At 69.9% G+C, this 20277-nt stretch carries 17 protein-coding genes; 12 read left to right on the top strand and 5 right to left on the bottom strand.

Annotated elements, in window-relative coordinates:
* Window positions 1–77: 77 nt before the first annotated feature.
* Both ABWV53_RS06400 and ABWV53_RS06395 read right to left on the bottom strand, forming a co-directional pair.
* Window positions 78–998, bottom strand: coding sequence for a response regulator (locus ABWV53_RS06400; protein WP_353364100.1), 921 nt, complete (start codon window positions 996–998; stop codon window positions 78–80).
* A complete protein-coding gene (locus tag ABWV53_RS06395) occupies window positions 985–4458 on the bottom strand; it encodes a hybrid sensor histidine kinase/response regulator (protein WP_353364098.1) in 3474 nt (1157 codons plus the stop codon). The genes ABWV53_RS06400 and ABWV53_RS06395 overlap by 14 nt, the downstream gene beginning before the upstream one ends.
* Window positions 4459–4664: 206 nt before the next feature.
* Here ABWV53_RS06395 and urtA point away from each other — a divergent pair, with 206 nt between their 5' ends.
* From urtA to ABWV53_RS06355, 8 genes are all read left to right on the top strand, one after another.
* Window positions 4665–5936: an urea ABC transporter substrate-binding protein gene (gene urtA, locus ABWV53_RS06390; protein WP_353364097.1), complete on the top strand. Its 1272-nt coding sequence runs from the start codon at window positions 4665–4667 to the stop codon at window positions 5934–5936.
* A gap of 111 nt (window positions 5937–6047) precedes the next feature.
* Window positions 6048–6962 carry an urea ABC transporter permease subunit UrtB gene (urtB, locus tag ABWV53_RS06385; protein ID WP_056661921.1) on the top strand — a complete coding sequence of 305 codons (915 nt, stop codon included), beginning with the start codon at window positions 6048–6050 and terminating at the stop codon, window positions 6960–6962.
* Window positions 6963–7005: 43 nt separating this feature from the next.
* Window positions 7006–8223 carry an urea ABC transporter permease subunit UrtC gene (urtC, locus tag ABWV53_RS06380; protein WP_353364094.1) on the top strand — a complete coding sequence of 406 codons (1218 nt, stop codon included), beginning with the start codon at window positions 7006–7008 and terminating at the stop codon, window positions 8221–8223.
* A 27-nt stretch (window positions 8224–8250) separates the two neighbouring features.
* On the top strand, window positions 8251–8994 hold the full coding sequence (gene urtD / locus ABWV53_RS06375) for an urea ABC transporter ATP-binding protein UrtD (protein WP_353364092.1): 744 nt from the start codon (window positions 8251–8253) through the stop codon (window positions 8992–8994).
* Between the two features lie 261 nt (window positions 8995–9255).
* Window positions 9256–9945 (top strand): urea ABC transporter ATP-binding subunit UrtE, encoded by a 690-nt coding sequence (urtE, locus tag ABWV53_RS06370; RefSeq protein ID WP_353364090.1) that lies wholly within the window; start codon window positions 9256–9258, stop codon window positions 9943–9945.
* A 22-nt stretch (window positions 9946–9967) separates the two neighbouring features.
* The gene (fmdA, locus tag ABWV53_RS06365) at window positions 9968–11194 is read left to right on the top strand and encodes a formamidase (protein ID WP_353364088.1); all 1227 of its coding nucleotides are present in this window, start codon (window positions 9968–9970) and stop codon (window positions 11192–11194) included.
* Between the two features lie 13 nt (window positions 11195–11207).
* Entirely contained in the window at window positions 11208–11570 is a 363-nt protein-coding gene (locus ABWV53_RS06360; protein WP_353364086.1) for an FmdB family zinc ribbon protein, read from the top strand.
* Between the two features lie 55 nt (window positions 11571–11625).
* Entirely contained in the window at window positions 11626–12654 is a 1029-nt protein-coding gene (locus tag ABWV53_RS06355; RefSeq protein ID WP_353364084.1) for an aliphatic amidase, read from the top strand.
* Between the two features lie 20 nt (window positions 12655–12674).
* Here ABWV53_RS06355 and ABWV53_RS06350 read toward each other — a convergent pair whose 3' ends face one another.
* Window positions 12675–13193, bottom strand: a complete 519-nt coding sequence (locus ABWV53_RS06350) for a hypothetical protein (RefSeq protein WP_353364082.1) — start codon at window positions 13191–13193, stop codon at window positions 12675–12677.
* A 40-nt stretch (window positions 13194–13233) separates the two neighbouring features.
* Entirely contained in the window at window positions 13234–14238 is a 1005-nt protein-coding gene (locus ABWV53_RS06345) for a DMT family transporter (RefSeq protein WP_502903836.1), read from the bottom strand.
* A 272-nt stretch (window positions 14239–14510) separates the two neighbouring features.
* Here ABWV53_RS06345 and chrA point away from each other — a divergent pair, with 272 nt between their 5' ends.
* A complete protein-coding gene (gene chrA, locus ABWV53_RS06340) occupies window positions 14511–15923 on the top strand; it encodes a chromate efflux transporter (RefSeq protein WP_353364080.1) in 1413 nt (470 codons plus the stop codon).
* On the opposite strand, the gene cynR is transcribed toward chrA, so the two are convergent.
* Window positions 15805–16821, bottom strand: a complete 1017-nt coding sequence (gene cynR, locus ABWV53_RS06335) for a transcriptional regulator CynR (protein WP_353364078.1) — start codon at window positions 16819–16821, stop codon at window positions 15805–15807. The two genes, chrA and cynR, sit on opposite strands and share 119 nt — an antisense overlap.
* A 122-nt stretch (window positions 16822–16943) precedes the next feature.
* Between cynR and ABWV53_RS06330 the strand changes: the two genes are divergently transcribed.
* The 3 genes from ABWV53_RS06330 to ABWV53_RS06320 all read left to right on the top strand — a co-directional run bounded on the left by ABWV53_RS06330 (window position 16944) and on the right by ABWV53_RS06320 (window position 20201).
* Window positions 16944–18158, top strand: coding sequence for a muconate/chloromuconate family cycloisomerase (locus ABWV53_RS06330; protein ID WP_353364076.1), 1215 nt, complete (start codon window positions 16944–16946; stop codon window positions 18156–18158).
* An 86-nt stretch (window positions 18159–18244) separates the two neighbouring features.
* Window positions 18245–19279, top strand: a complete 1035-nt coding sequence (locus ABWV53_RS06325) for a tripartite tricarboxylate transporter substrate binding protein (RefSeq protein WP_353364074.1) — start codon at window positions 18245–18247, stop codon at window positions 19277–19279.
* Window positions 19280–19415: 136 nt separating this feature from the next.
* Window positions 19416–20201, top strand: coding sequence for a transglutaminase domain-containing protein (locus tag ABWV53_RS06320; protein WP_353364072.1), 786 nt, complete (start codon window positions 19416–19418; stop codon window positions 20199–20201).
* Window positions 20202–20277 lie beyond the last annotated feature (76 nt).

The following is a 20277-nucleotide window of genomic DNA, read 5'->3' as shown; positions in this document are numbered from 1 at the left end:
GCTGGATGGGCGCCGGAGGCCCAAAAGACCTTGAAACAACGGGGTGGGGACGGCCGCCACCGCCCCGGCGCGGCCCGTCACTCCTGCAGCAGCTGCCCGGCCAGCGCCGCCGCCGCGGTGCGCGTTTCCACGCCCAGCTTCTCGAAGATGTGTTCCAGGTGCTTGTTCACGGTGCGCGGGCTCATGCCCAGGATCTCCGCGATGTCGCGGTTGGTCTTGCCCTTGGCGATCCAGGACAGCACCTCGGTCTCGCGCGGCGTGAGCGGGGTGGGGGGCGTGCGCGCGGCGGGCGGGGCGCCGGCGGCGTCCACCGACAGCAGCAGCATGGTCTCGCCCAGGCCGCTGGCGCCCAGCGGCCGGGCGGACAGCCGGTGCCCGCCCGGCAGGGGCACGGCGCCGTCGCCCTGCCGCTGCACCTGCGCCAGCCAGCGGGCCGTGGCGGCGGCCGGCGCCGCGTCGGCGGCGAAGGCGGCCTCCAGCCAGCGCGTGGCCTGGGGCGAGCGCCAGGCGATGCGGTCCTGCCCGTCCAGCACCACCACGCCCATGCCGGCCACGTCCACCGCGTCGCGCGCCAGGCGGGCGGCGCGGGCGTTGGCGATGTGCGTGGCCAGCCGGGCCAGCACCTCGGGCAGGCGCAGCGGCTTGACCACGTAGTCCACCCCGCCGGCGGCAAAGCCGCGCACGATCTGCTCGGTCTCCGACAGCCCCGTCATGAAGACGACCGGAATGTGCGACCAGGGCGGCGTGGCCTTGATGCGCTCGCACAGCGCGAAGCCGTCGATGCCCGGCATGACGGCGTCGAGCAGCAGGCCGTCGGGCACCGACAGGTCGAGCCGGCGCAGCGCCTCGTCGGCGTCGCGCGCGGCCAGCACCGCGTAGCCCTCGGCGGTGAGGGCGTCGCCCAGCATGCGCAGCGTCGCGAGGTCGTCGTCCACCACCAGGATGACGCGCTGCGCCGTGGGTGGCGTGGGAACGGGGGAAGGGTCAGGCGGGTTCATCGAGTTCGGCATCCGGTTCGGGTTCACGCAGCAGCCGGGTCAGCGCGTCGAAGTCGAGCGCGTCCGCCAGGGCCTGCAGGCGGGCGATCATGGCGCCATGCGCGGGCGATGCGGCACGCGCCTGCCGCAGGCGCTCGCGCAGGCTGGCGGCCTGGCCCGAGCGCGCCAGCGCGTGCAGCTCGCCGCGCAGTGCTTCCGGCAGGGGGACTTCGCCCGTGGAGGGCGGCGCGGCGGGTGCGGCCGGCGGCGCCGCGTCGCCCGCGCCGGCCGCGCCGGCCGAGCCGGCCGAGCCGGGCACAGCGTGGTGCACCCACTGCAGGCCCAGCGCGGACTGCAGCGCCTGCAGCAGTTCGGACTCGACGACCGGCTTGCCCACGAAGCCCTGGCAGCCGTGGGCGGCGACGCGGGCTGGGTCGGCGTCGAACTGGTTGGCCGACACGAACACGATGGGCAGCTCGGCGGCGGGCAGGCGGGCGCGCAGCAGGGTGGCGGTCTGCCAGCCGTCGATGTCGTCCATGCTGATGTCGAGCAGCACCAGGTCGGGCGGCGCCTGGCGCACGATCTCCAGGCATTCGCGGCCGCTGGCGGCCTCCTGCACGGTGAAGCCCAGCGGCACCAGCAGGCCGGCCAGCAACTGGCGCTGCAGGGGCTGGTCGTCCACCACCAGCAGCGTGCGGTGCGGCGGCAGGAAGCCCACCACCGGCCGCAACGCCACGGCCTGCGTGGGCCGCCAAGCCGGGTCGGGCGCGATGCCGGGCAGATAGAGGCGCACGGTGAAGGTGCTGCCCTGCCCGGCGGTGCTGCGCACGCTCAGCTGGCCGCCCATCAGCTCGGTCAGCAGATGGGTGATGGTCAGGCCCAGGCCGGTGCCGATCTCGCTCGCGCGGCGGCCGGCGCTGCCGCGCTCGAAGGGCAGGAAGATGCGTTCCAGATCCTGCGGCTCGATGCCGATGCCGGTGTCCTGCACCTCGATGCGGGCCACGTGGGCGCGGAAGTCCAGCCGCAGCCGCACCTCGCCCCGCTGGGTGAAGCGCACGGCGTTGGAGAGCAGGTTGATGAGGATCTGCCGCAGGCGCTTGGCGTCGGTGCGGATCCACGCGGGCATGGAGCCCAGCACCTCGACCGCGAAGGCCAGCCCCTTGGCCTCGGCCTGCGGCCGGAGCATGCCTTCCACGTCGCGCACCAGCTCGGCCAGTGGCAGGGGCGCCAGGTCCTGCCGCAGCCGGCCGGCCTCGATGCGGGCCAGCTCCAGCGAGTCGTCGATCAGCGCGTGCATGTGGCGGCCGCTGTGCTCCATGGTGGAGAGCGCGTCGCGCAGCGCGGCGGCATCGGGCGGGTTCTTCAGCAGGATCTGCGTGTAGCCCAGGATGCTGTTGAGCGGCGAGCGCAGCTCGTGCGTCATGCCGGCGACGTAGCGGGTCTTGGCCATGTTGGCGGACTCGGCCCGGTCGCGGGCGGCCTGCAGCTCGGCGTCGGTGCGCTTGTGGGCCTCGATTTCCTGCAGCAGCAGCTGGGTCTGGCGCTCCGACTCGTCCTGCGCGATGCGCCGGCTGTCGGTGCTGAGCACCACCCACCAGGCGCACACGGCGGCCAGCAGCGCCAGCAGGGCGCAGATCTTCAGGAACGGTATGCGCAGGAACTGGGCGGGCGTGTCCAGCGCCTCCTGCGCGTAGACCACGCCCACCAGGAAGGCGATCACCGCGCAGAGCGACACCCAGACCATCAGGTAATGGCCCAGCCGCACGTTCACGCGCAGCGCCCACGCCCGCGGCAGGAGCGCCGCGGCCAGGGCGCGCAGCTGCTCGCCCGCGCGCGAGCCGCTCTTGCAGCGGTCGTGGCAGCGCGACTCGAGCGAGCAGCACAGGGAGCAGATGGCGGCGCCGTAGGCCGGGCAGCGGGCCATGTCCTCCGATTCGAAGGCGTTCTCGCACACGGCGCAGCGCACCACCTCGCCCGGCCGCCATTGCGCATCGGGCGGGCGCGCCAGGTAGTAGCGGCCGCCCGTGGCCCAGGCCAGCAGCGGTGACAGGGCCATCGACATGGCCAGCGCGATGAAGGGCGAGAACGCGGCCGCCGCGTCGCCCAGCAGCCCCGCGTGCGCGCAGCTGGCCACGCCGGCGGCCAGCAGCATGGCGCCGAGGCCCACGGGGTTGAAGTCGTAGAGGTGCGCGCGCCGGAATTCGATGCCCTTCGGCGACAGGCCCAGGGGCTTGTTGATGACCAGGTCGGCCACCAGCGCGCCCACCCAGGCGATGGCCACGCTGCTGTAGATGGCCAGCACCTGCTCGAGCGCGCCGAACACGCCCAGGGTCATCAACAGCGTGGCGATGCCGACGTTGAACACCAGCCACACCACCCGCCCCGGGTGGCTGCGGGTGACGCGGGCGAAGAAGTTGGACCAGGCCAGCGAGCCGGCATAGGCGTTGGTGACGTTGATCTTGACCTGCGAGACGACCACGAACACCACCGTGACGGCCACCGCCAGGCCCGGCAGCCCGATGGCCTGCATGACCTGCTGGAAGCCCGCCAGGAACATCTGCGTGGGCTCGGCCGCGCGGTGCGTGCCGACCTCGAACTGCAGCGCCGCGAAGGCGAGGAAGGCACCACCCGCCATCTTCAGCATGCCCATCACGATCCAGCCCGGCCCGGCGACCAGCACCGCGCCCCACCAGCGCCAGCGGTTGGCGGCGGTGCGCTCGGGCAGGAAACGCAGGAAGTCCACCTGCTCGCCGATCTGCACCACCAGCGAGAAGATGACCGCGCAGGCCGCGCCGAACATGAGGCCGTCGAAGGCGCTGCTGCCGCTGCGCAGGCCCGAGAGGCTGGCGAAGTCGCGGTAGAGCTGCGGCTGCGCGAGGGCGATCCAGACGAAGGGCAGCAGCAGCAGGAAGAGCCAGAGCGGCTGCGTCCAGGCTTGCAGGCGCGAGATGAGCGTGATGCCGCGCATGGCGAGCGGCAGGATGACGATGGACGAGAGCACATAGCACCACTGCAGCGGCCAGTCCACCACCAGCTGCAGGGCCAGCGCCATGATGGCGGCCTCCAGCGCGAAGAAGATGAACGTGAACACCGCGTAGATCAGCGACGTGATGGTGGAGCCCAAATAGCCGAAGCCCGCGCCGCGCGTGAGCAGGTCCATGTCGAGCCCGTACCGCGCCGCGTAATAGGCGATGGGCAGGCCCGTGAGGAAGATCACCACGCCCACCGCCAGGATCGCCCACAGGGCGTTGGCGAAGCCGTAGTTGAGCGCGATGGCGCCGCCGATGGCTTCGAGCGCCAGGAACGACAGCGCGCCGAACGCCGTGTTGGCCACCCGCCATTCGCTCCAGCGCCGGAACGCCTTGGGCGTGTAGCGCAGGGCGTAGTCCTCCATGGTCTCGTCGGCCACCCAGGTGTTGTATTCGCGGCGGAAGCGAAAGATCGTCTGCGGGGCGGCGGGTGCTTCGGAGGACGGCGGCATGGCCCGCAGCGCATGCAAGAAACGTTCTTGCCCCGGGGCGGTGCCGCCGCCACGGTGCGTCGGCGGCAGGGGCGAAGGCACTACGTTAATTGACGTATGGGCAGTGCCCAGGGTTCTCCCTAATCTTCATTCCAGCGCGGCCATCCCGCTGCCCGGACGACAGATCCGTCGCCGTTCATCCCCCGCCAGACGCAAGGAGCGCCTTCATGAAGCACCCTCTCGACCCCCGCAACACTTCTGCCGCCCCCGTCACCGCCGACGCGGGCCGGCGCCGCCTGCTGCAAGCCATGGGCGCGGCGTCCGTCGCCGGCCTGCCGGCCTGGGGCTTCGCGCAGCCGACGGCGCAGGTCAACACCACCAAGCTGGCGGTGACCGACACCGAAGTGACCGTCGGCCAGCTGCATTCGGCCACCGGCACGATGGCGATCTCGGAGACCGGCTCCATCCAGGCCGAGCAGCTCGCCATCGACCAGATCAACGCCATGGGCGGCGTGCTGGGCCGCAAGATCAAGGTCATCAAGGAAGACGGCGCCTCCGACTGGCCCACCTTCGCCGAGAAGGCCAAGAAGCTGCTCATCAACGACCACTGCGCCGCCGTTTTCGGCTGCTGGACCAGCGCCTCGCGCAAGGCGGTGCTGCCGGTGTTCGAGAAGGAAAACGGCCTGCTCTACTACCCCACCTTCTACGAAGGCCTGGAGCAGTCCAAGAACGTGATCTACACCGGCCAGGAGGCCACGCAGCAGATCCTCTACAGCCTGGACTGGGCGCAGAAGGAGAAGAAGGCCAAGACCTTCTTCCTGATCGGCTCGGACTACATCTGGCCGCGCACCTCGATGAAGATCGCGCGCAAGCACATCGAAAACTTCCAGAAAGGCAAGGTCGTCGGCGAGGAGTACTACCCGCTGGGCAGCACCAACTTCGGCTCGCTGATGAACAAGATCAAGGTGCAAAAGCCCGACTGCATCTTTGTGGCCGTGGTGGGCGGCTCCAACGTGGCCTTCTACAAGGCGCTCAAGGCCGCCGGCATCACCGGCGACAAGCAGCTGCTGGTGACGCTGTCGGTGACCGAGGACGAGATGACCGGCGTGGGCGGCGAGAACTTCGCGGGCTTCTACTCGTCGATGAAGTACTTCCAGTCGCTGGACAACGAGAACAACAAGAAGTTCGTGGCCGCCTTCAAGGCCAAGTACGGCCCCAACGCCGTCATCGGCGACGTGACGCAGGCGGGCTACCTGGGCCCCTGGCTCTGGAAGGCCGCGGTGGAAAAGGCCAAGAGCTTCGACGTGGACAAGGTGGTGGCCGCGTCGCCCGGCATCGAGCTCAAGACCGCGCCCGAAGGCTACGTGAAGGTGGACGCCAACCACCACCTCTGGAGCAAGTCGCGCATCGCGGTCGGCCAGCCGGACGGCACGTTCAAGGTGGTTTCCGAATCGCCCGAACTCATCAAACCCGATCCGTTCCCCAAGGGTTACCAGTAAGTCCTGCCCCGATCAGGCAGGTGATGCGCAGCGGCCTGCCGCCCCGGTGGGCGGGCCGCTGCATGCACCGTTTTCGCTCTTCCCGATGGGCTTGCACGCAGGAGCTGCACCATGACTTTCTCCGAAATGATGAACATCGGCCTGATGCAGGGCTTCGCGGGCCTGAGCCTGTTCGCGGTGCTGCTGCTCATGGGCCTGGGCCTGGCGATCATCTTCGGCCAGATGGGCGTGATCAACATGGCGCATGGCGAGTTCATGACCATCGGCGCCTACACCATCTACCTGGGCTCGACGCTGACGGCGCAGTACGCGCCCGACTTCATGCCGTTCTACTTTCCGCTGGCCATCGTGGCCGCGTTCGGCTTCGCCTTCGTGGCGGGCTGGCTGGTGGAGTGGAGCCTGATCCGCCATCTCTACAAGCGCCCGCTAGATACGCTGCTGGCCACCTGGGGCGTGAGCCTGGCGCTGCAGCAGTGCTTTCGCACCTTCATCGGCCCCAAGGAAGTGAGCCCCACGCTGCCCGACTGGCTGATGGGCTCCTGGGCGCCGGCCGAGGGGCTGGACATTCCCATCAACGGCCTGTTCGTGCTGGCGCTCACCGTGGTGGTGACGGCCGGCGTGCTGATCGCGCTGCACAGGAGCCGCTGGGGCCTGCGGGTGCGCGCCACGGTGAGCAACCGCGTGATGGCCAACGCCATCGGCATCGACACGAAGAAGACCGACCGCCTCACCTTCGCCATCGGCTGCGGCATCGCCGGCGTGGCGGGCGCGGCCTTCACCACCATCGGCTCCACGGGGCCGACCTCGGGCTCGCTCTACATCGTCGATGCCTTCCTCGTCGTGACCTTCGGCGGCGCGGCCAGCCTGCTGGGCACGGTGGTGTCGGCCTTCGGCATCGCGCAGACGCAGTCGATCACCGAGTTCTTCCTGGCCGGCTCCATGGCCAAGGTCATCACGCTCTCGCTGATCGTGCTGATCCTCATGGTGCGGCCGCAGGGCCTGTTCGCCTCCAAGGTCCGCCGCTGAACCGCGGCGCTTCCTATCCCTTCGCCCCTACCGGAGTCTTTCCATGAACGCCCTCAAAGCCTGGGTCCAGCGCTACCAGCTCGCCAGCCTGGTGCTGCTCACCGTGCTGCTGGCCGTGGTGCTGCCGCTGGCCCTCGACGTCTTCCGCCTGAACCTGGTGGGCAAGTACCTGACCTACGCCTTCGTCGCCATCGGCCTGGTGATGGTGTGGGGCTACGGCGGCGTGCTGAGCCTGGGCCAGGGCGTGTTCTTCGGCCTGGGCGGCTACGCCATGGCCATGTTCCTGAAGCTCGAAGCCTCCGACCCCATCAGCACCAAGATCCAGTCCACGCCCGGCATCCCGGACTTCATGGACTGGAACCAGATCACGGCGCTGCCCGCGTTCTGGGTGCCGTTCAAGAGCCTGCCGTTCGCGCTGGCGGCGGTGGTGGTGGTGCCCACGCTGCTGGCCTGGATCGTGAGCTTCGCCATGTTCAAGCGCCGCGTGGGCGGTGTCTATTTCGCCATCATCACGCAGGCGGTGGCGCTGATCTGCACGGTGCTCATCATCGGCCAGCAGGGCTACACGGGCGGCGTCAACGGCATGACCGACCTGAAGACGCTCTGGGGCTGGGACACGCGCACCGACAGCGCCAAGGTCATCCTCTACTACGTGTGCGTGGCGCTGCTGGTGGCGTCCATCGTGCTGTGCCGCTACATCCAGACGAGCAAGCTGGGCACGCTGCTGCTGGCCATGCGCGACAAGGAAGACCGCGTGCGCTTCTCGGGCTACGACGTGGCCAACTTCAAGGTCTTCACCTTCTGCATGGCGGCGGCGCTCTCGGGCATCGGCGGCGCGCTGTTCACGCTGCAGGTGGGCTTCATGTCGCCGAGCTTCGTGGGCATCGTGCCCTCGATCGAGATGGTGATCTACGCCGCCGTGGGCGGGCGCATGAGCCTGGTGGGCGCGGTCTATGGCGCGCTGCTGGTGAATGCGGGCAAGACGTACTTTTCCGAGAGCTTCCCGGACCTGTGGCTGTTCCTCATGGCGGCGCTCTTCATCGGCGTGACCATGGCCTTCCCGATGGGGCTGGCGGGCCTCTGGGAAGAGCGCATCGTGCCCTGGTGGAAGGGCCGCCGCGAGGCCCTGCGCCGCGCCGCCGTGCCGCCACCCGCGCCCTGGCCCAACGCCGCCGCCGATGCGCAGCCGCCAGCGGCCGCCACCGCCCCGTCGACCCCCGCCGCGCCGCTGCCGCAAGGCACGCGCCAGCAGGGCGTCTGAACACGCACACCGCGCAGGAGCCCCTTCATGAGCAACACCGACTTCGCCCTGGCCGTGGAAGACCTCACCGTCTCCTTCGACGGCTTCAAGGCCATCGACAACCTGACGCTGTACGTGGACAAAAACGAGCTGCGCGTGATCATCGGCCCCAACGGCGCCGGCAAGACCACGCTGCTGGACCTCATCTGCGGCAAGACCCGCGCCACGGGCGGCAGCATCAAGTTCAAGAACGAGGAGCTGACCCGCATGGCCGAGCACAAGCGCGTGCGCCTGGGCATCGGCCGCAAGTTCCAGACGCCCTCCATCTACGAGAACCTGTCGGTCTTCCAGAACCTGGAGGTGTCCTACCCCACGGGCCGCACGGTGTTCGGCGCGCTGGCCTTTCGCTGCACCGACGCGGTGAAGGAGCGCGTGCAGGCCGTGGCCGAGGACATCGGCCTGGCCGACCGCCTGGAGACCGAGGCCGGGCTGCTGTCGCACGGCCAGAAGCAGTGGCTGGAGATCGGCATGCTGCTGATGCAGGAGCCCGAGCTGCTGATGCTGGACGAGCCCATCGCCGGCATGAGCGCCCGCGAACGCGAGCTGACGGCCGAGCTGCTGGAGCGCATCTGCCGCAACCGCGCCGTGATCGTGATCGAGCACGACATGGAGTTCGTCAAGCGCATCGCGCACAAGGTGACGGTGATGCACCAGGGAAAGATCCTGGCCGAAGGGCCGATGGACAAGGTGCAGGCCGACCCCAAGGTCATCGACGTCTACCTGGGACATTGACATGCAGCGCCAACGTGAGCCGCAGCAGCGGCAGGCACCCTGCCAGTCCCAGGCCCGGCATGGCAGAGCGCTGAACCGGCCGGGAATGCCGGGCCGCCCCTGCAGCGAAGTCAAGGAGGAGGCGAAGCCGGGGGACATTCGCGGAAGGGGCCGCCCGGCGGTCCCGGCCCGTGCGCAGACCTCGCGCCTGTCTGCCCCCTCAGCCTTCGCACCCGCCACCACGAACGCCATGAAGCCAACGGACGTCCCAGGAGCCATCCCATGCTGAAAGTCACCGACCTGCACGTCGCCTACGGCCAGAGCGAGGCGCTGCACGGCATCTCGTTCGAAGGCCATGCCAACGAGACCGTCGCCATCATGGGCCGCAACGGCATGGGCAAGACCACGCTGTTCAAGAGCCTGATGGGCGTGCTGCCCACCAAGAGCGGCAGCATCCGCGTGGCGGACCAGGACGTCACGCGCGACGAGAGCTTCCGCCGCGTGGCCAAGGGCATCGCCTACGTGCCGCAGGGCCGCATGATCTTCCCCACCCTCACGGTGGAGGAGAACATCCAGACCGGCCTGGAGAACGCGAAGGAAAAGCGCATTCCCGACGAGATCTACGCGCTCTTCCCCGTGCTCTGGGACATGCGCCGGCGCAAGGGCGGCAACCTCTCGGGCGGCCAGCAGCAGCAGCTGGCCATCGCCCGCGCCCTGGTCACCGACCCCAAGGTGCTGCTGCTCGACGAGCCCACCGAAGGCATCCAGCCTTCCATCATCAAGGACATCGCGAAGGCGCTCAACGAGATCCGCAAGATGCGCCAGCTCACCATCGTGGTGTCCGAGCAGGTGCTGAGCTTCGCGATGGACGTGGCCGACCGGCTCTTCGTCATCGAAGGCGGGCGCCTGGTGCACGAGACCACCCGCGCCGACACCGACCAGCAGCGCATCAAGTCCTACCTCTCCGTCTGACCACCACCCCAAGGAGCCTGCCATGACCGACACCCTCATCAAAGTCGACCTCACGAAGTCGCCCACCGAGAACGAGAACATCCATAACCGCTGGCACCCCGACATCCCCATGGCCTGCTGGGTCAACCCGGGCGACGACTTCATCCTGGAGACCTTCGACTGGACCGGCGGCTTCATCAAGAACAACGACAGCGCCGACGACGTGCGCGACATCGACCTGACCACCGTGCACTACCTCTCCGGCCCGGTGGGCGTGAAGGGCGCGGAGCCGGGCGACCTGCTGGTCGTGGACCTGCTGGACATCGGCGCCAAGCAAGACAGCCTCTGGGGCTTCAACGGCTTCTTCTCGAAGAAGAACGGCGGCGGCTTCCTGACCGAGCACTTCCCCGAGGCGCAGAAGTCGATCTGGGACTTCAAGGGTATGTTCACCAGCTCGCGGCACATTCCGGGCGTGAACTTCGCGGGCCTCATCCACCCCGGCCTCATCGGCTGCCTGCCCGACAAGGCCATGCTCGACCAGTGGAACGCCCGCGAGCAGGCGCTGATCGACAGCGACCCGACCGCAGGCCTGGCCAACCCGCCGTCGCCCGGCACGGCCCACATGGGCAAGATGACCGGCGAGGCGCGCAACCAGGCCGCCGCCGAGGCCGCCCGCACCGTGCCCCCGCGCGAGCACGGCGGCAACTGCGACATCAAGGACCTGTCGCGCGGCTCGAAGGTGTACTTCCCCGTTTATGTGGACGGCGCGGGCCTGAGCGTGGGCGACCTGCACTTCAGCCAGGGCGACGGCGAGATCACCTTCTGCGGCGCCATCGAGATGGCCGGCTGGGTGCACATGAAGGTCACGCTCATCAAGGGCGGCATGGCCAAGTACGGCATCAAGAACCCGATCTTCAAGCCCAGCCCCATCGTGCCCACCTACAACGACTACCTCATCTTCGAGGGCATCTCTGTGGACGAGACCGGCAAGCAGTACTACCTGGACGTGAACGTGGCCTACCGCCAGGCCTGCCTGAACGCCATCGAGTACCTGAAGAAGTTCGGCTACAGCGGCGCGCAGGCCTATTCCATTTTGGGCACGGCGCCGGTGCAGGGCCACATCAGCGGCGTGGTGGACGTGCCCAACGCCTGCGCCACGCTCTGGCTGCCCACGCAGATCTTCGATTTCGACATCAACCCCACGGCCGCCGGCCCGCAGAAGATGCTGGACGGCAGCATCGACATGCCGCTGTCGCCCGACCTCGCCTGAAAGGGCCGCGCCCATGCCGACCTACGACTACCAGTGCCCGGCCTGCGGCGGTTTCGACGCGCTGCGCAGCCTGGCGCAGCGCAACGAGCCCGCCGCCTGCCCGGTGTGCAGCACCGCGTCGCCCCGCGTCTTCGCGAGCGCGCCGCACCTGGCCTGCGTGAGCCCGGAGCAGCGCCGCGCCCACGACACCAACGAGCGCGCGCGCCACGCGCCGCGCTCCTCGCGCGACACTGAGGCGGGCAGCTACGGCCGCATGCGCCACCCCGCGGGCTGCGGCTGCTGCAGCGCAAGCAGTGGCAAGCGCGGCGCCACGGTGACCGCGCCCAACGGCGCGAAAGCCTTTCCGTCCAAGCGCCCCTGGATGATCAGCCACTGAGCGCCGGCCCTGCGGGGCCTCTCCTTCACCCACCCCACCCCCAGGAGCTCCCGCCATGATCCACGGCGACATCTCGAGCAGCGACGACACCGTCGGCGTCGCGGTCGTGAACTACAAGATGCCTCGGCTGCACACCAAGGCCGAGGTGCTGGACAACGCCCGCCGGATCGCCGACATGCTGGTCGGCATGAAGTCCGGCCTGCCGGGGATGGATCTGGTCATCTTCCCCGAGTACAGCACCCACGGCATCATGTACGACCGCCAGGAGATGTTGGACACGGCCGCCACCATCCCGGGCGAGGAAACGGAGATCTTCGCCGCCGCCTGCCGCAAGGCCAGGGTGTGGGGCGTGTTCTCGCTCACCGGCGAGCTGCATGAAGAGCACCCGCGCAAGGCGCCCTACAACACGCTCATCCTCATGAACGACCAGGGCGAGATCGTGCAGAAGTACCGCAAGATCATGCCGTGGACGCCCATCGAGGGCTGGTACCCCGGCGACCGCACCTACGTCAGCGACGGCCCCAAGGGCCTGAAGATCAGCCTCATCATCTGCGACGACGGCAACTACCCCGAGATCTGGCGCGACTGCGCCATGCAGGGGGCCGAGCTGATCGTGCGCTGCCAGGGCTACATGTACCCGGCCAAGGAGCAGCAGATCCTGATGAGCAAGGCCATGGCCTTCGCCAACAACAGCTACGTGGCGGTGGCCAACGCGGCCGGCTTCGACGGCGTCTACAGCTACTTCGGCCACAGCGCGCTGATCGGCTTCGACGGCCGCACGCTGGGCGAATGCGGCGAAGAAGAGATGGGCGTGCAGTACGCCGCGCTCTCCAAGCACCTGATCCGCGACTTCCGCCGCCACGGCCAGAGCGAGAACCATTTGTTCAAGCTGCTGCACCGGGGCTACACGGGCCTGCTGAATTCGGGCGAGGGCGACCAGGGCGTGGCGGACTGCCCCTACGGCTTTTACCGCCAGTGGGTGACCGACCCGGCCGCCGCGCGCCGCACGGCCGAAGCCGTCACGCGCTCCGCCGTGGGCACGCCGCAGTGCCCGGTGGGCGGCATTCCCCACGGAGAGGAATAAACCGGGCGCATCCGCCGCGCCTACCGCCCCCGGGGCGAGAAATCGCTCTCGACCCAGGCCAGCGCGCTGGCCTGGCCGAGCTTGTAGTTCGCATCGACCCGCGCCTCGCCCAGCAGCTGGCCGCCGGCGTCGTGGGCCGTGAGCACGGCGTACGGATATTCCTCGTCGGGCACGATGCGCAGGGCCACGCGCACGAGCTCGTCGCCCGCGCCCACCGTCACCGCCTTGTGCAATTGCGCATGTAACTGCTGCTCGTGGCGGCGCAGCACTTCCGACGCGGTCTTGACCAGCGTGTGGAAGGCCGCCACGTCCAGCGGCTTGGGGTTCTTCTTGTCGCGGCCCATGGTCCAGGGGCCGACCAGCGCCGGCTCGGATTCGCCGCGCAGCGTCATGGACACGGCCCAGCCGTCGTCGTCTTCGTTCTTGATCACTTCGGCCGTCCAGAGGCCGTCGCTCCAGAGGCGCGCCTCCTGAATGGGCGCGTCGCCAGGGGTGTCGTGTGCCGCCTCGTCGGCGGATGGCAGGGGAGAATCGTTCATCGCCCAATTGTCCGGCACGCAGCCGGCCGCCCCGCCGGCCTCAGCCCCGGCGTTGCCGGCCCGCCGCAGGCGCCTGCGTCACCAGCCAGATGCCCCAGCACACCAGCACCAGCGCGAGGGCATTGCGCCATTCCAGGATGCTTTCGCCCAGAAAGAGCGCCGACAGCAGCGCGCCGAACACCGGAATCATGAAGTTGAACGCGGTGATGAGGCTCACGCGGTTGTGCTTGAGCAGCAGGCTCCAGATCGAGATCGCCAGCGCCGACAGCACCGCCATGTAGCCCAGCAGCGCCGACGAGGCCGGCGTGACGTGCCCGAGCGAGCCGCCCAGCGCGTAGCCCGCCGCCAGCAGCACGCCGCCGCCCACCACCAGTTGCCAGCCGGTCATGGCGACCGGGTCCATGTGCTGCGAGATGCCCTTGCCGTAGACGCCGCCCACGGCCAGCACCAGCGCGGCGATGACCACGAAGCCTTCGCCCAGCAGCGTGAACTCCACGCCTGCCAGCCCGTCGCCCCATGCGCCGCCCAGGTTGACCACCATCACCCCGACGAAACCGGCGGCACAGCCCAGCGACTTGCGCCAGGTGAGCCGGTCGTTGTGATGGAGCCAGTGCGCCAGCAGCACGCTGAAAAACGTGCTGGTGGCGTTCATGATCGAGGCCTTGACGCCCGTGGTGTGCGCGAGGCCAATGTAGAAGAACACGTACTGCACGCTGGTCTGCAGCAGGCCCAGCACGACGAGCTGGCGCCACACCGAAGGCGGCCAGCCGCCCAGCCGCCGCCCGGTGGCCGCGCCCCAGGCCAGCAGCATCAGCCCCGCGGCCAGGAAGCGCCAGCCGGCGAACACCAGCTTGGACGGGATGTCGTCCCCCGCGATGCCCAGCAGGGCATAGCCCGACTTGATGGCCGGGAACGAACTGCCCCAGAGCAGGCAGCAGAAAAGGGCCAGCAGAAAGACCGTGCCGCGCCGCGTGAAGGCGCTGGAGGCAGCGGGGGTGGCAGGCGTGGGGGGCTGGACGGGGGCGGCGGAAGAAGAAGAAGACAAGGACGAGCGCTTTCAGCCGGGCGCACGGGCCCGGGGTGGGGGCATTCTAGGCAGTCGTACGACGACCTCGCAGGCCCGTTCACGGCCGGCCTGCTGCGCGGAATCCCCATGGAATGCATCCTGGCAGAATGCTCTTGTTTTGATAGCTGTATGCGCAATGGATATGAGCGCTGGAGCCATATTTCATATCCAGACCGGCCCTGTCACCCGCTGCCCGCCCTGTGGCACCATGCGTGCGCCGCCCCCACCCACCCCGACAGAACCCGGCCGCCATGCACAGCCCTCCGCCCCCCGCACGCGCAGCAGGTGCCGATGCGTCCACCGCCGCGCCCTTGCCGCCCACGCTCTCGCAGGCCTGGCGCTTCTGGCTCAAGCTCGGCTGCATCAGCTTCGGCGGGCCGGCCGGGCAGATCGCGCTGATGCACGAGGAACTGGTGGAGCGGCGCCGCTGGATCTCCGAGCGGCGCTTTCTGCACGCGCTCAACTACTGCATGGTGCTGCCCGGCCCCGAGGCGCAGCAGCTGGCGACCTACATCGGCTGGCTGCTGCACCGCACCTGGGGCGGCATCGTGGCCGGAGCGCTGTTCGTGCTGCCATCGCTGGCGCTGCTCATCGGCCTGTCGTGGCTCTACATGGCGCACGGCGACGTGCCGGTGGTCGCGGGCGTGTTCTACGGCATCAAGCCCGCCGTCACCGCGCTGGTGGTGCAGGCCGCCTGGCGGGTGGGCGGGCGCACGCTGAAGAACGGCTGGCTCTGGGGCATCGCCGTGGCGGCCTTCGTGGCCCTCTTCGCGCTGGAGCTGCCCTTTCCGCTGATCGTGCTGGGGGCCGCGCTGATCGGCCACCTGGGCGGGCGCTTCGCGCCGCAGTCGTTCATGGCGGGCAGCGGTGGCGGCGCGCATGGCGGCGGCGGCAGCAGCGGGCAGGGCGCCGCCCAGGCGCCGCCCGCGCTCATCGACGACGACACGCCCACGCCGCCCCACGCGCGTTTCAGCTGGCCGCGCTTTCGCGCCGTGCTGCTGGTGGGCGGCGGCCTGTGGCTGGCGGCCATGGCGGGCCTGGTGACGCTGCAGGGCTGGCAGGGCACGCTGACGCAAATGGGCTGGTTCTTCACCAAGGCCGCGCTGCTGACCTTCGGCGGCGCCTACGCCGTGCTGCCCTACGTCCATCAGGGGGCGGTGGAGCATTTCCACTGGCTCACCGCCGCGCAGATGATGGACGGGCTGGCGCTGGGCGAGAGCACGCCCGGCCCGCTCATCATGGTGGTGGCGTTCGTGGCCTATGTGGGCGGCTGGACGAGTGCCGTGTTCGGCCCGGGCGCGCTGCCGCTGGCCGGCGCCGTGGCCGCCGTCGTGGTGACCTTCTTCACCTTTTTGCCCTCGTTCGTGTTCATCCTGCTGGGCGGGCCGTTCATCGAATCCACCCACGGCCAGCTGCGCTTCGCCGCGCCGCTCACGGCCATCACCGCCGCCGTGGTGGGCGTGATCGTCAACCTGGCCGTGTTCTTCGCCGTGCACGTGCTGTGGCCGCAGGGCCTGGGCGGGCGCTTCGACACGGCCAGCGCCGTCATCGGCGTGCTGGCCGGCGTGGCGCTGATGCGGCTGAAGTGGGGCGTGCTGCCGGTGCTGGCGCTGGCGGGCCTCGCCGGCGTGGGCTGGCGGATGCTGCCGCTGGCGGGGGGCTGACGGCGCCGGCGCCGGCGCCCGCACCCACGGCGGGCCGCAGCCGCGCCACGAATTCCCGCGCCGCCGCGCTGCGCGATGCGCCCCGGCGCCAGAGCACGCCCGCGCGGCGCACGGTGGCGGGGTCGGTCAGCGCGATGGCGCGCAGGCCGGGCCCGGCCTGGCCGGCGGCGCGCTCGGCCGCGATGGTGGCCAGCGGCCCGCTGCGGCAGGCGTGCAGCAGCGCGTCCACCGATTCCATCTCCACCCGCACCAGCGGAGCGATGCCGGCTTGCGCGAAGGCCGCGTCGATCATGCGGCGCGTGGCGAAGCTCTGCGGCAGCAGGGCCAGCGGCACGCCGGCCAGCTCGCGCAGGCGCAGGCTGCGACGGCGTGCCAGCGGATGGCCGTCATGCACCACCAGCTGCAGGCGCTCGTCGAAGAGCGGCTCGGCCTCGATCTCGTCGCGGTGCGCGGGATGGAAGGAGATGCCCACGTCCAGCCGCCCGGCGATCAGCTGCTCTTCGATGGGGCCGCCGCGCAGGTCGCGCACCACCACCTGCACGCCGGGGTAGGCCGCGCTGAAGGCGGCCACCGCATCGGGCACCAGGTGCGTGAGGAAGGTGGGGATGACGCCCACGGTGAGCGTGCCGGCCTGCAGCCCCGCCATGTCGGCCAGCGCCATGCGGCCGGCCTCCAGCTCCTGCAGCGCGCGCGCCGCGTGGCTGCGAAAGGCCATGCCCGCCTGCGAGAGCTTCAGCCCCCGGCCCAGCCGGTCGAAGAGCGGCAGGCCGAGTTCGGCCTCCAGCTGCCTGAGGCCGTGCGACAGGGTGGACTGGGTGACGAAGAGCGCGTCGGCCGATTGCGTGAGGTGCTCGGTCTCGGCCACGCTCAGGAAATAGCGCAGCTGGCGCAGTTCCATGGAAGCTCCCTGAAGTCGGGGTTGAGGGTTGGGGTCGATCACCCACCATTCGATGCGGTCGAACGATGCATGCCATATATATCATTGGAACGCAGGGGAGCGTGGCGATAAGGTCGCCCTCCATGACCACCCCGCTTCCCGCCGGCCTGCGCATCGAGCGCATCGAGGCCCGCATCCTCGACATTCCCACCATCCGGCCGCACAAGTTCTCGTTCGGCGCCATCCACCGCCAGAGCCCGGTGGTGGTGCAGCTGTGGCTGGCGGGCGGCGCCTGCGGCTTCGGCGAGGCGGCGACCATCGGCGGCCCGTCGTGGAACGAGGAATCGCCAGAGTCCATCCTGCATGCGATCACGCAGTACCTGGCCCCGGCCGTGTCGGGGCAGGATGCCGGCCGCTTCGAGCACCTGCTGCAGCGCATGGACACCGTCTGCAAGGGCAACCGCTTCGCCAAGAGCGCGGTGGAGATGGCGGCCATCGACGCCGTGGCGCGGGCACTGCATCTACCCGCCTGGCAGCTCCTGGGCGGCAAGCAGCGCGAGAGCCTGCCGCTGGCCTGGACGCTCGCCAGCGGCGATTCGGCCCGCGACGTGGAAGAGGCCGAGCGCATGCTGGAGGCCCGCCGCCACCGCATCTTCAAGCTCAAGATCGGCGCGCGCACCCCGCAGGACGACGTGGCCCACGTCACCCGCATCGCACGCGGCCTGGACGGCCGCGCCGACATGACGGTGGACATCAACCAGGCCTGGGACGGCAACACCGCCCGCCGCTACGTGCCGCAGCTGATCGATGCGGGCGTGAGCCTGATCGAGCAGCCCGTTGCGCAGTGGAACGTGGAGGCGCTGCGCCAGCTCACCGCCGGTCTGCCCGCCGGCGCGCTGGTGATGGCCGACGAAACCGTCTGCACGCCGCAGGACGCCATGCTGCTGGCCCGGCAGGGTGCCTGCCACGTGTTCTCGCTGAAGGTGGCCAAGCACGGCGGCCTGCTGCGCACCCGCGCCGTGGCGGCCGTGGCCGAGGCGGCCGACATCGGCTGGTACGGCGGCACCATGCTGGAGACGTCGCTCGGCAGCGCCGCGTCGGCGCACGTGTTCGCCACGCTGGCGGGCACGCACCACAACTGCGAGCTGTTCGGCCCGCAGCTGCTGGTGAACGACATCGTCGCCACGCCCATGCAAGTGCGCGACTTCGCGCTGCAGCTGCCGGATGGGCCCGGCTTCGGCGTGCAGGTGCTGCCCGAAGCGCTGCACCGTTTCGACCGCGCCCGCGAAGGCCTGGCTGCGGTGCACGTGGACATGGGCCGCAACGCCGCTGGCGCCACGGCCGCCCCCGCGAATTGACCGCGGGCGGCCAGCCAGCCAGCCAGCCGCCGCCCTGGAAGAAGAAGAGCACCAACGATTCATTCCATCACCTGGAGACAAGCACCATGGCACCGTCCATCACCCCCCCTTCCCGGCCCAGCCGCCGCCGCGCCCTGGCCCTCGCGGCCGGCGCCGTGGCCACCGTGGCGGCCGCGGCCTTCTTCCTGCCCGCCCCGGCGCATGCACAGCCGGCCGACGCCGCCGCCTGGCCCGCCAAGCCCATCCGCTGGGTCGTGCCCTTCCCGCCCGGCGGCGCGATGGACGTGATCGCCCGCACGCTGGGCGAGCGCGCCGGCCGCGCGCTGGGCCAGCCCTTCGTGATCGAGAACCGCCCCGGCGCGGGCGGCAACATCGGAGCGGACGCGGTGGCCAAGTCGCCCGCCGACGGCTACACGATCATGATCACCTCCATCGGCATGGCGACCAACAAGGCGCTCTATGCCAAGCTGAGCTACGACCCGGCGAAGGATTTCGCGCCCATCAGCCTGCTGGCCGTGGTGCCCAACGTGCTGGTGGTGAACGCCAACAGCCCCGACAAGACGGTGGCCGACGTGATCGCGCACGCGAAACGCGAGCCCGGCAAGCTCACCTATGCCTCGGCCGGCAACGGCACCTCCATCCACCTGGCGGGCGAGGTGTTCGCGTCCATGGCCGGGCTGAACCTGCTGCACGTTCCCTACAAGGGCAGCGGCCCGGCCGTCACCGACATGCTGGGCGGGCAGGTCGACCTGATGTTCGACAGCATCACCTCGGCCGCGCCGCACATCCAGTCCGGCAAGCTGCGCGCGCTGGGGGTGACCAGCGCCAGGCGCTCGGCCACGCTGCCGAACGTGCCGACCATCGCCGAGGCCGGCGTGCCGGGCTACGAGGTCTCGCCCTGGTTCGCGGTGTTCGCGCCGGCCGGCACGCCCGCGCCCATCGTGCAGAAGATCAACGCCGCTCTGCTGGACGCGATGAAGCAGCCCGACACCCAGGCCCGCTTCGACGCCATCGGCGCGCAGCCCATAGGCAGCACGCCGGCCGAGCTGGCCGCGCATGTGGACAAGGAAATGGCGCGCTGGGGCAAGCTGATCAAGGAACGCAATATCCGCATGGATTGAGCGGCGGCGGGGCCACCAGGGGCGCGGCGCGTTCAGCCCAACCGTGGCCGGCTGCACGGCCACGGTTCGCTGTCCCACAAGCGGGGTAGCCGCCATCCGATGCCCGCGCGGGGCGCCGGGGCGGACACTCCTGCGCATGAAACTCCGAGCCTCCTGCACCTTCACGATGCGCGTGTCGCATCCCACGCCCGTGGTGGCGATCCTCCGGCCGCGCAGCGGCACCGCCCAGTGGCTCGAGCACGAGAAATACAGCCTGGAGCCCTGGGTGCCCTGTACCGAGTTCGTGGATGCTTTCGGCAACCTGTGCCAGCGTTTCATCGTGGCGCCCGAGGGCATCCAGGTCGGCGTGGAGATGACCGTCAGGGTCGAAGACACGCTGGCGGTGGATGAGAACGCCGCGTGGGTGCCCGTCTCCGAGCTGCCCGACGAGGCCCTGGCCTACCTGTTGCCGAGCCGCTACTGCCCCAGCGACAAGATGGAGGACAAGGCCTGGGAGATCGTGGGCGACCAGCCGAGCGGCTACCGCCAAGTGGAGGCCATCCGCGCCTGGATCCACGAGAACATCCGGTACGCGTACGGCACGAGCACCTCCACCACCGACGCCTGCGACACCCTGGCCGACCGCACGGGCGTCTGCCGCGACTTCTCGCACCTGGGCATCTCGCTGTGCCGGGCGTTGAAAATTCCGGCGCGCATGGTGGTGGGCTACCTGCACGAGTTGGACCCGATGGACATGCACGCCTGGTTCGAAGCCTACGTGGGCGACCGCTGGTACACCTTCGACGCCACCCAGCCGGCACCGAAGGCGGGCCGCATCGTGCTGGCCTACGGACGGGACGCGGCCGATGTGGCGTTTCTTTCCGACTATGGCAAGCGGCCGCTGGAGATCACGGCGATGAAAGTGGAAGTGAGCAAGCTGTAGGCACGCGTTCCGTCATTCGGCCTTCGTCCTCGCCTGACGGAGACGCGGCAAGCATTCCTTGAATGCGCTGCGCCTC

Source organism: Acidovorax sp. FG27, from assembly GCF_040365715.1.
Classification (GTDB): Bacteria; Pseudomonadota; Gammaproteobacteria; order Burkholderiales; family Burkholderiaceae_C; genus Paracidovorax.
This window is presented reverse-complemented; position numbering and strand designations above follow the sequence as displayed.

What these genes read in the sequence shown, in the direction of transcription:
- ABWV53_RS06325 (WP_353364074.1), top strand. Translation starts at nt 18,245, where the DNA reads ATGGCACCGTCCATCACCCCCCCTTCCCGGCCCAGCCGCCGCCGCGCC.
- ABWV53_RS06360 (WP_353364086.1), top strand. Translation starts at nt 11,208, where the DNA reads ATGCCGACCTACGACTACCAGTGCCCGGCCTGCGGCGGTTTCGACGCG.
- urtB (WP_056661921.1), top strand. Translation starts at nt 6,048, where the DNA reads ATGACTTTCTCCGAAATGATGAACATCGGCCTGATGCAGGGCTTCGCG.
- ABWV53_RS06395 (WP_353364098.1), bottom strand. Translation starts at nt 4,458, where the DNA reads ATGCCGCCGTCCTCCGAAGCACCCGCCGCCCCGCAGACGATCTTTCGC.
- chrA (WP_353364080.1), top strand. Translation starts at nt 14,511, where the DNA reads ATGCACAGCCCTCCGCCCCCCGCACGCGCAGCAGGTGCCGATGCGTCC.
- fmdA (WP_353364088.1), top strand. Translation starts at nt 9,968, where the DNA reads ATGACCGACACCCTCATCAAAGTCGACCTCACGAAGTCGCCCACCGAG.
- cynR (WP_353364078.1), bottom strand. Translation starts at nt 16,821, where the DNA reads ATGGAACTGCGCCAGCTGCGCTATTTCCTGAGCGTGGCCGAGACCGAG.
- ABWV53_RS06400 (WP_353364100.1), bottom strand. Translation starts at nt 998, where the DNA reads ATGAACCCGCCTGACCCTTCCCCCGTTCCCACGCCACCCACGGCGCAG.
- urtA (WP_353364097.1), top strand. Translation starts at nt 4,665, where the DNA reads ATGAAGCACCCTCTCGACCCCCGCAACACTTCTGCCGCCCCCGTCACC.
- ABWV53_RS06330 (WP_353364076.1), top strand. Translation starts at nt 16,944, where the DNA reads ATGACCACCCCGCTTCCCGCCGGCCTGCGCATCGAGCGCATCGAGGCC.
- ABWV53_RS06355 (WP_353364084.1), top strand. Translation starts at nt 11,626, where the DNA reads ATGATCCACGGCGACATCTCGAGCAGCGACGACACCGTCGGCGTCGCG.
- urtC (WP_353364094.1), top strand. Translation starts at nt 7,006, where the DNA reads ATGAACGCCCTCAAAGCCTGGGTCCAGCGCTACCAGCTCGCCAGCCTG.
- ABWV53_RS06350 (WP_353364082.1), bottom strand. Translation starts at nt 13,193, where the DNA reads ATGAACGATTCTCCCCTGCCATCCGCCGACGAGGCGGCACACGACACC.
- ABWV53_RS06320 (WP_353364072.1), top strand. Translation starts at nt 19,416, where the DNA reads ATGAAACTCCGAGCCTCCTGCACCTTCACGATGCGCGTGTCGCATCCC.
- urtD (WP_353364092.1), top strand. Translation starts at nt 8,251, where the DNA reads ATGAGCAACACCGACTTCGCCCTGGCCGTGGAAGACCTCACCGTCTCC.
- urtE (WP_353364090.1), top strand. Translation starts at nt 9,256, where the DNA reads ATGCTGAAAGTCACCGACCTGCACGTCGCCTACGGCCAGAGCGAGGCG.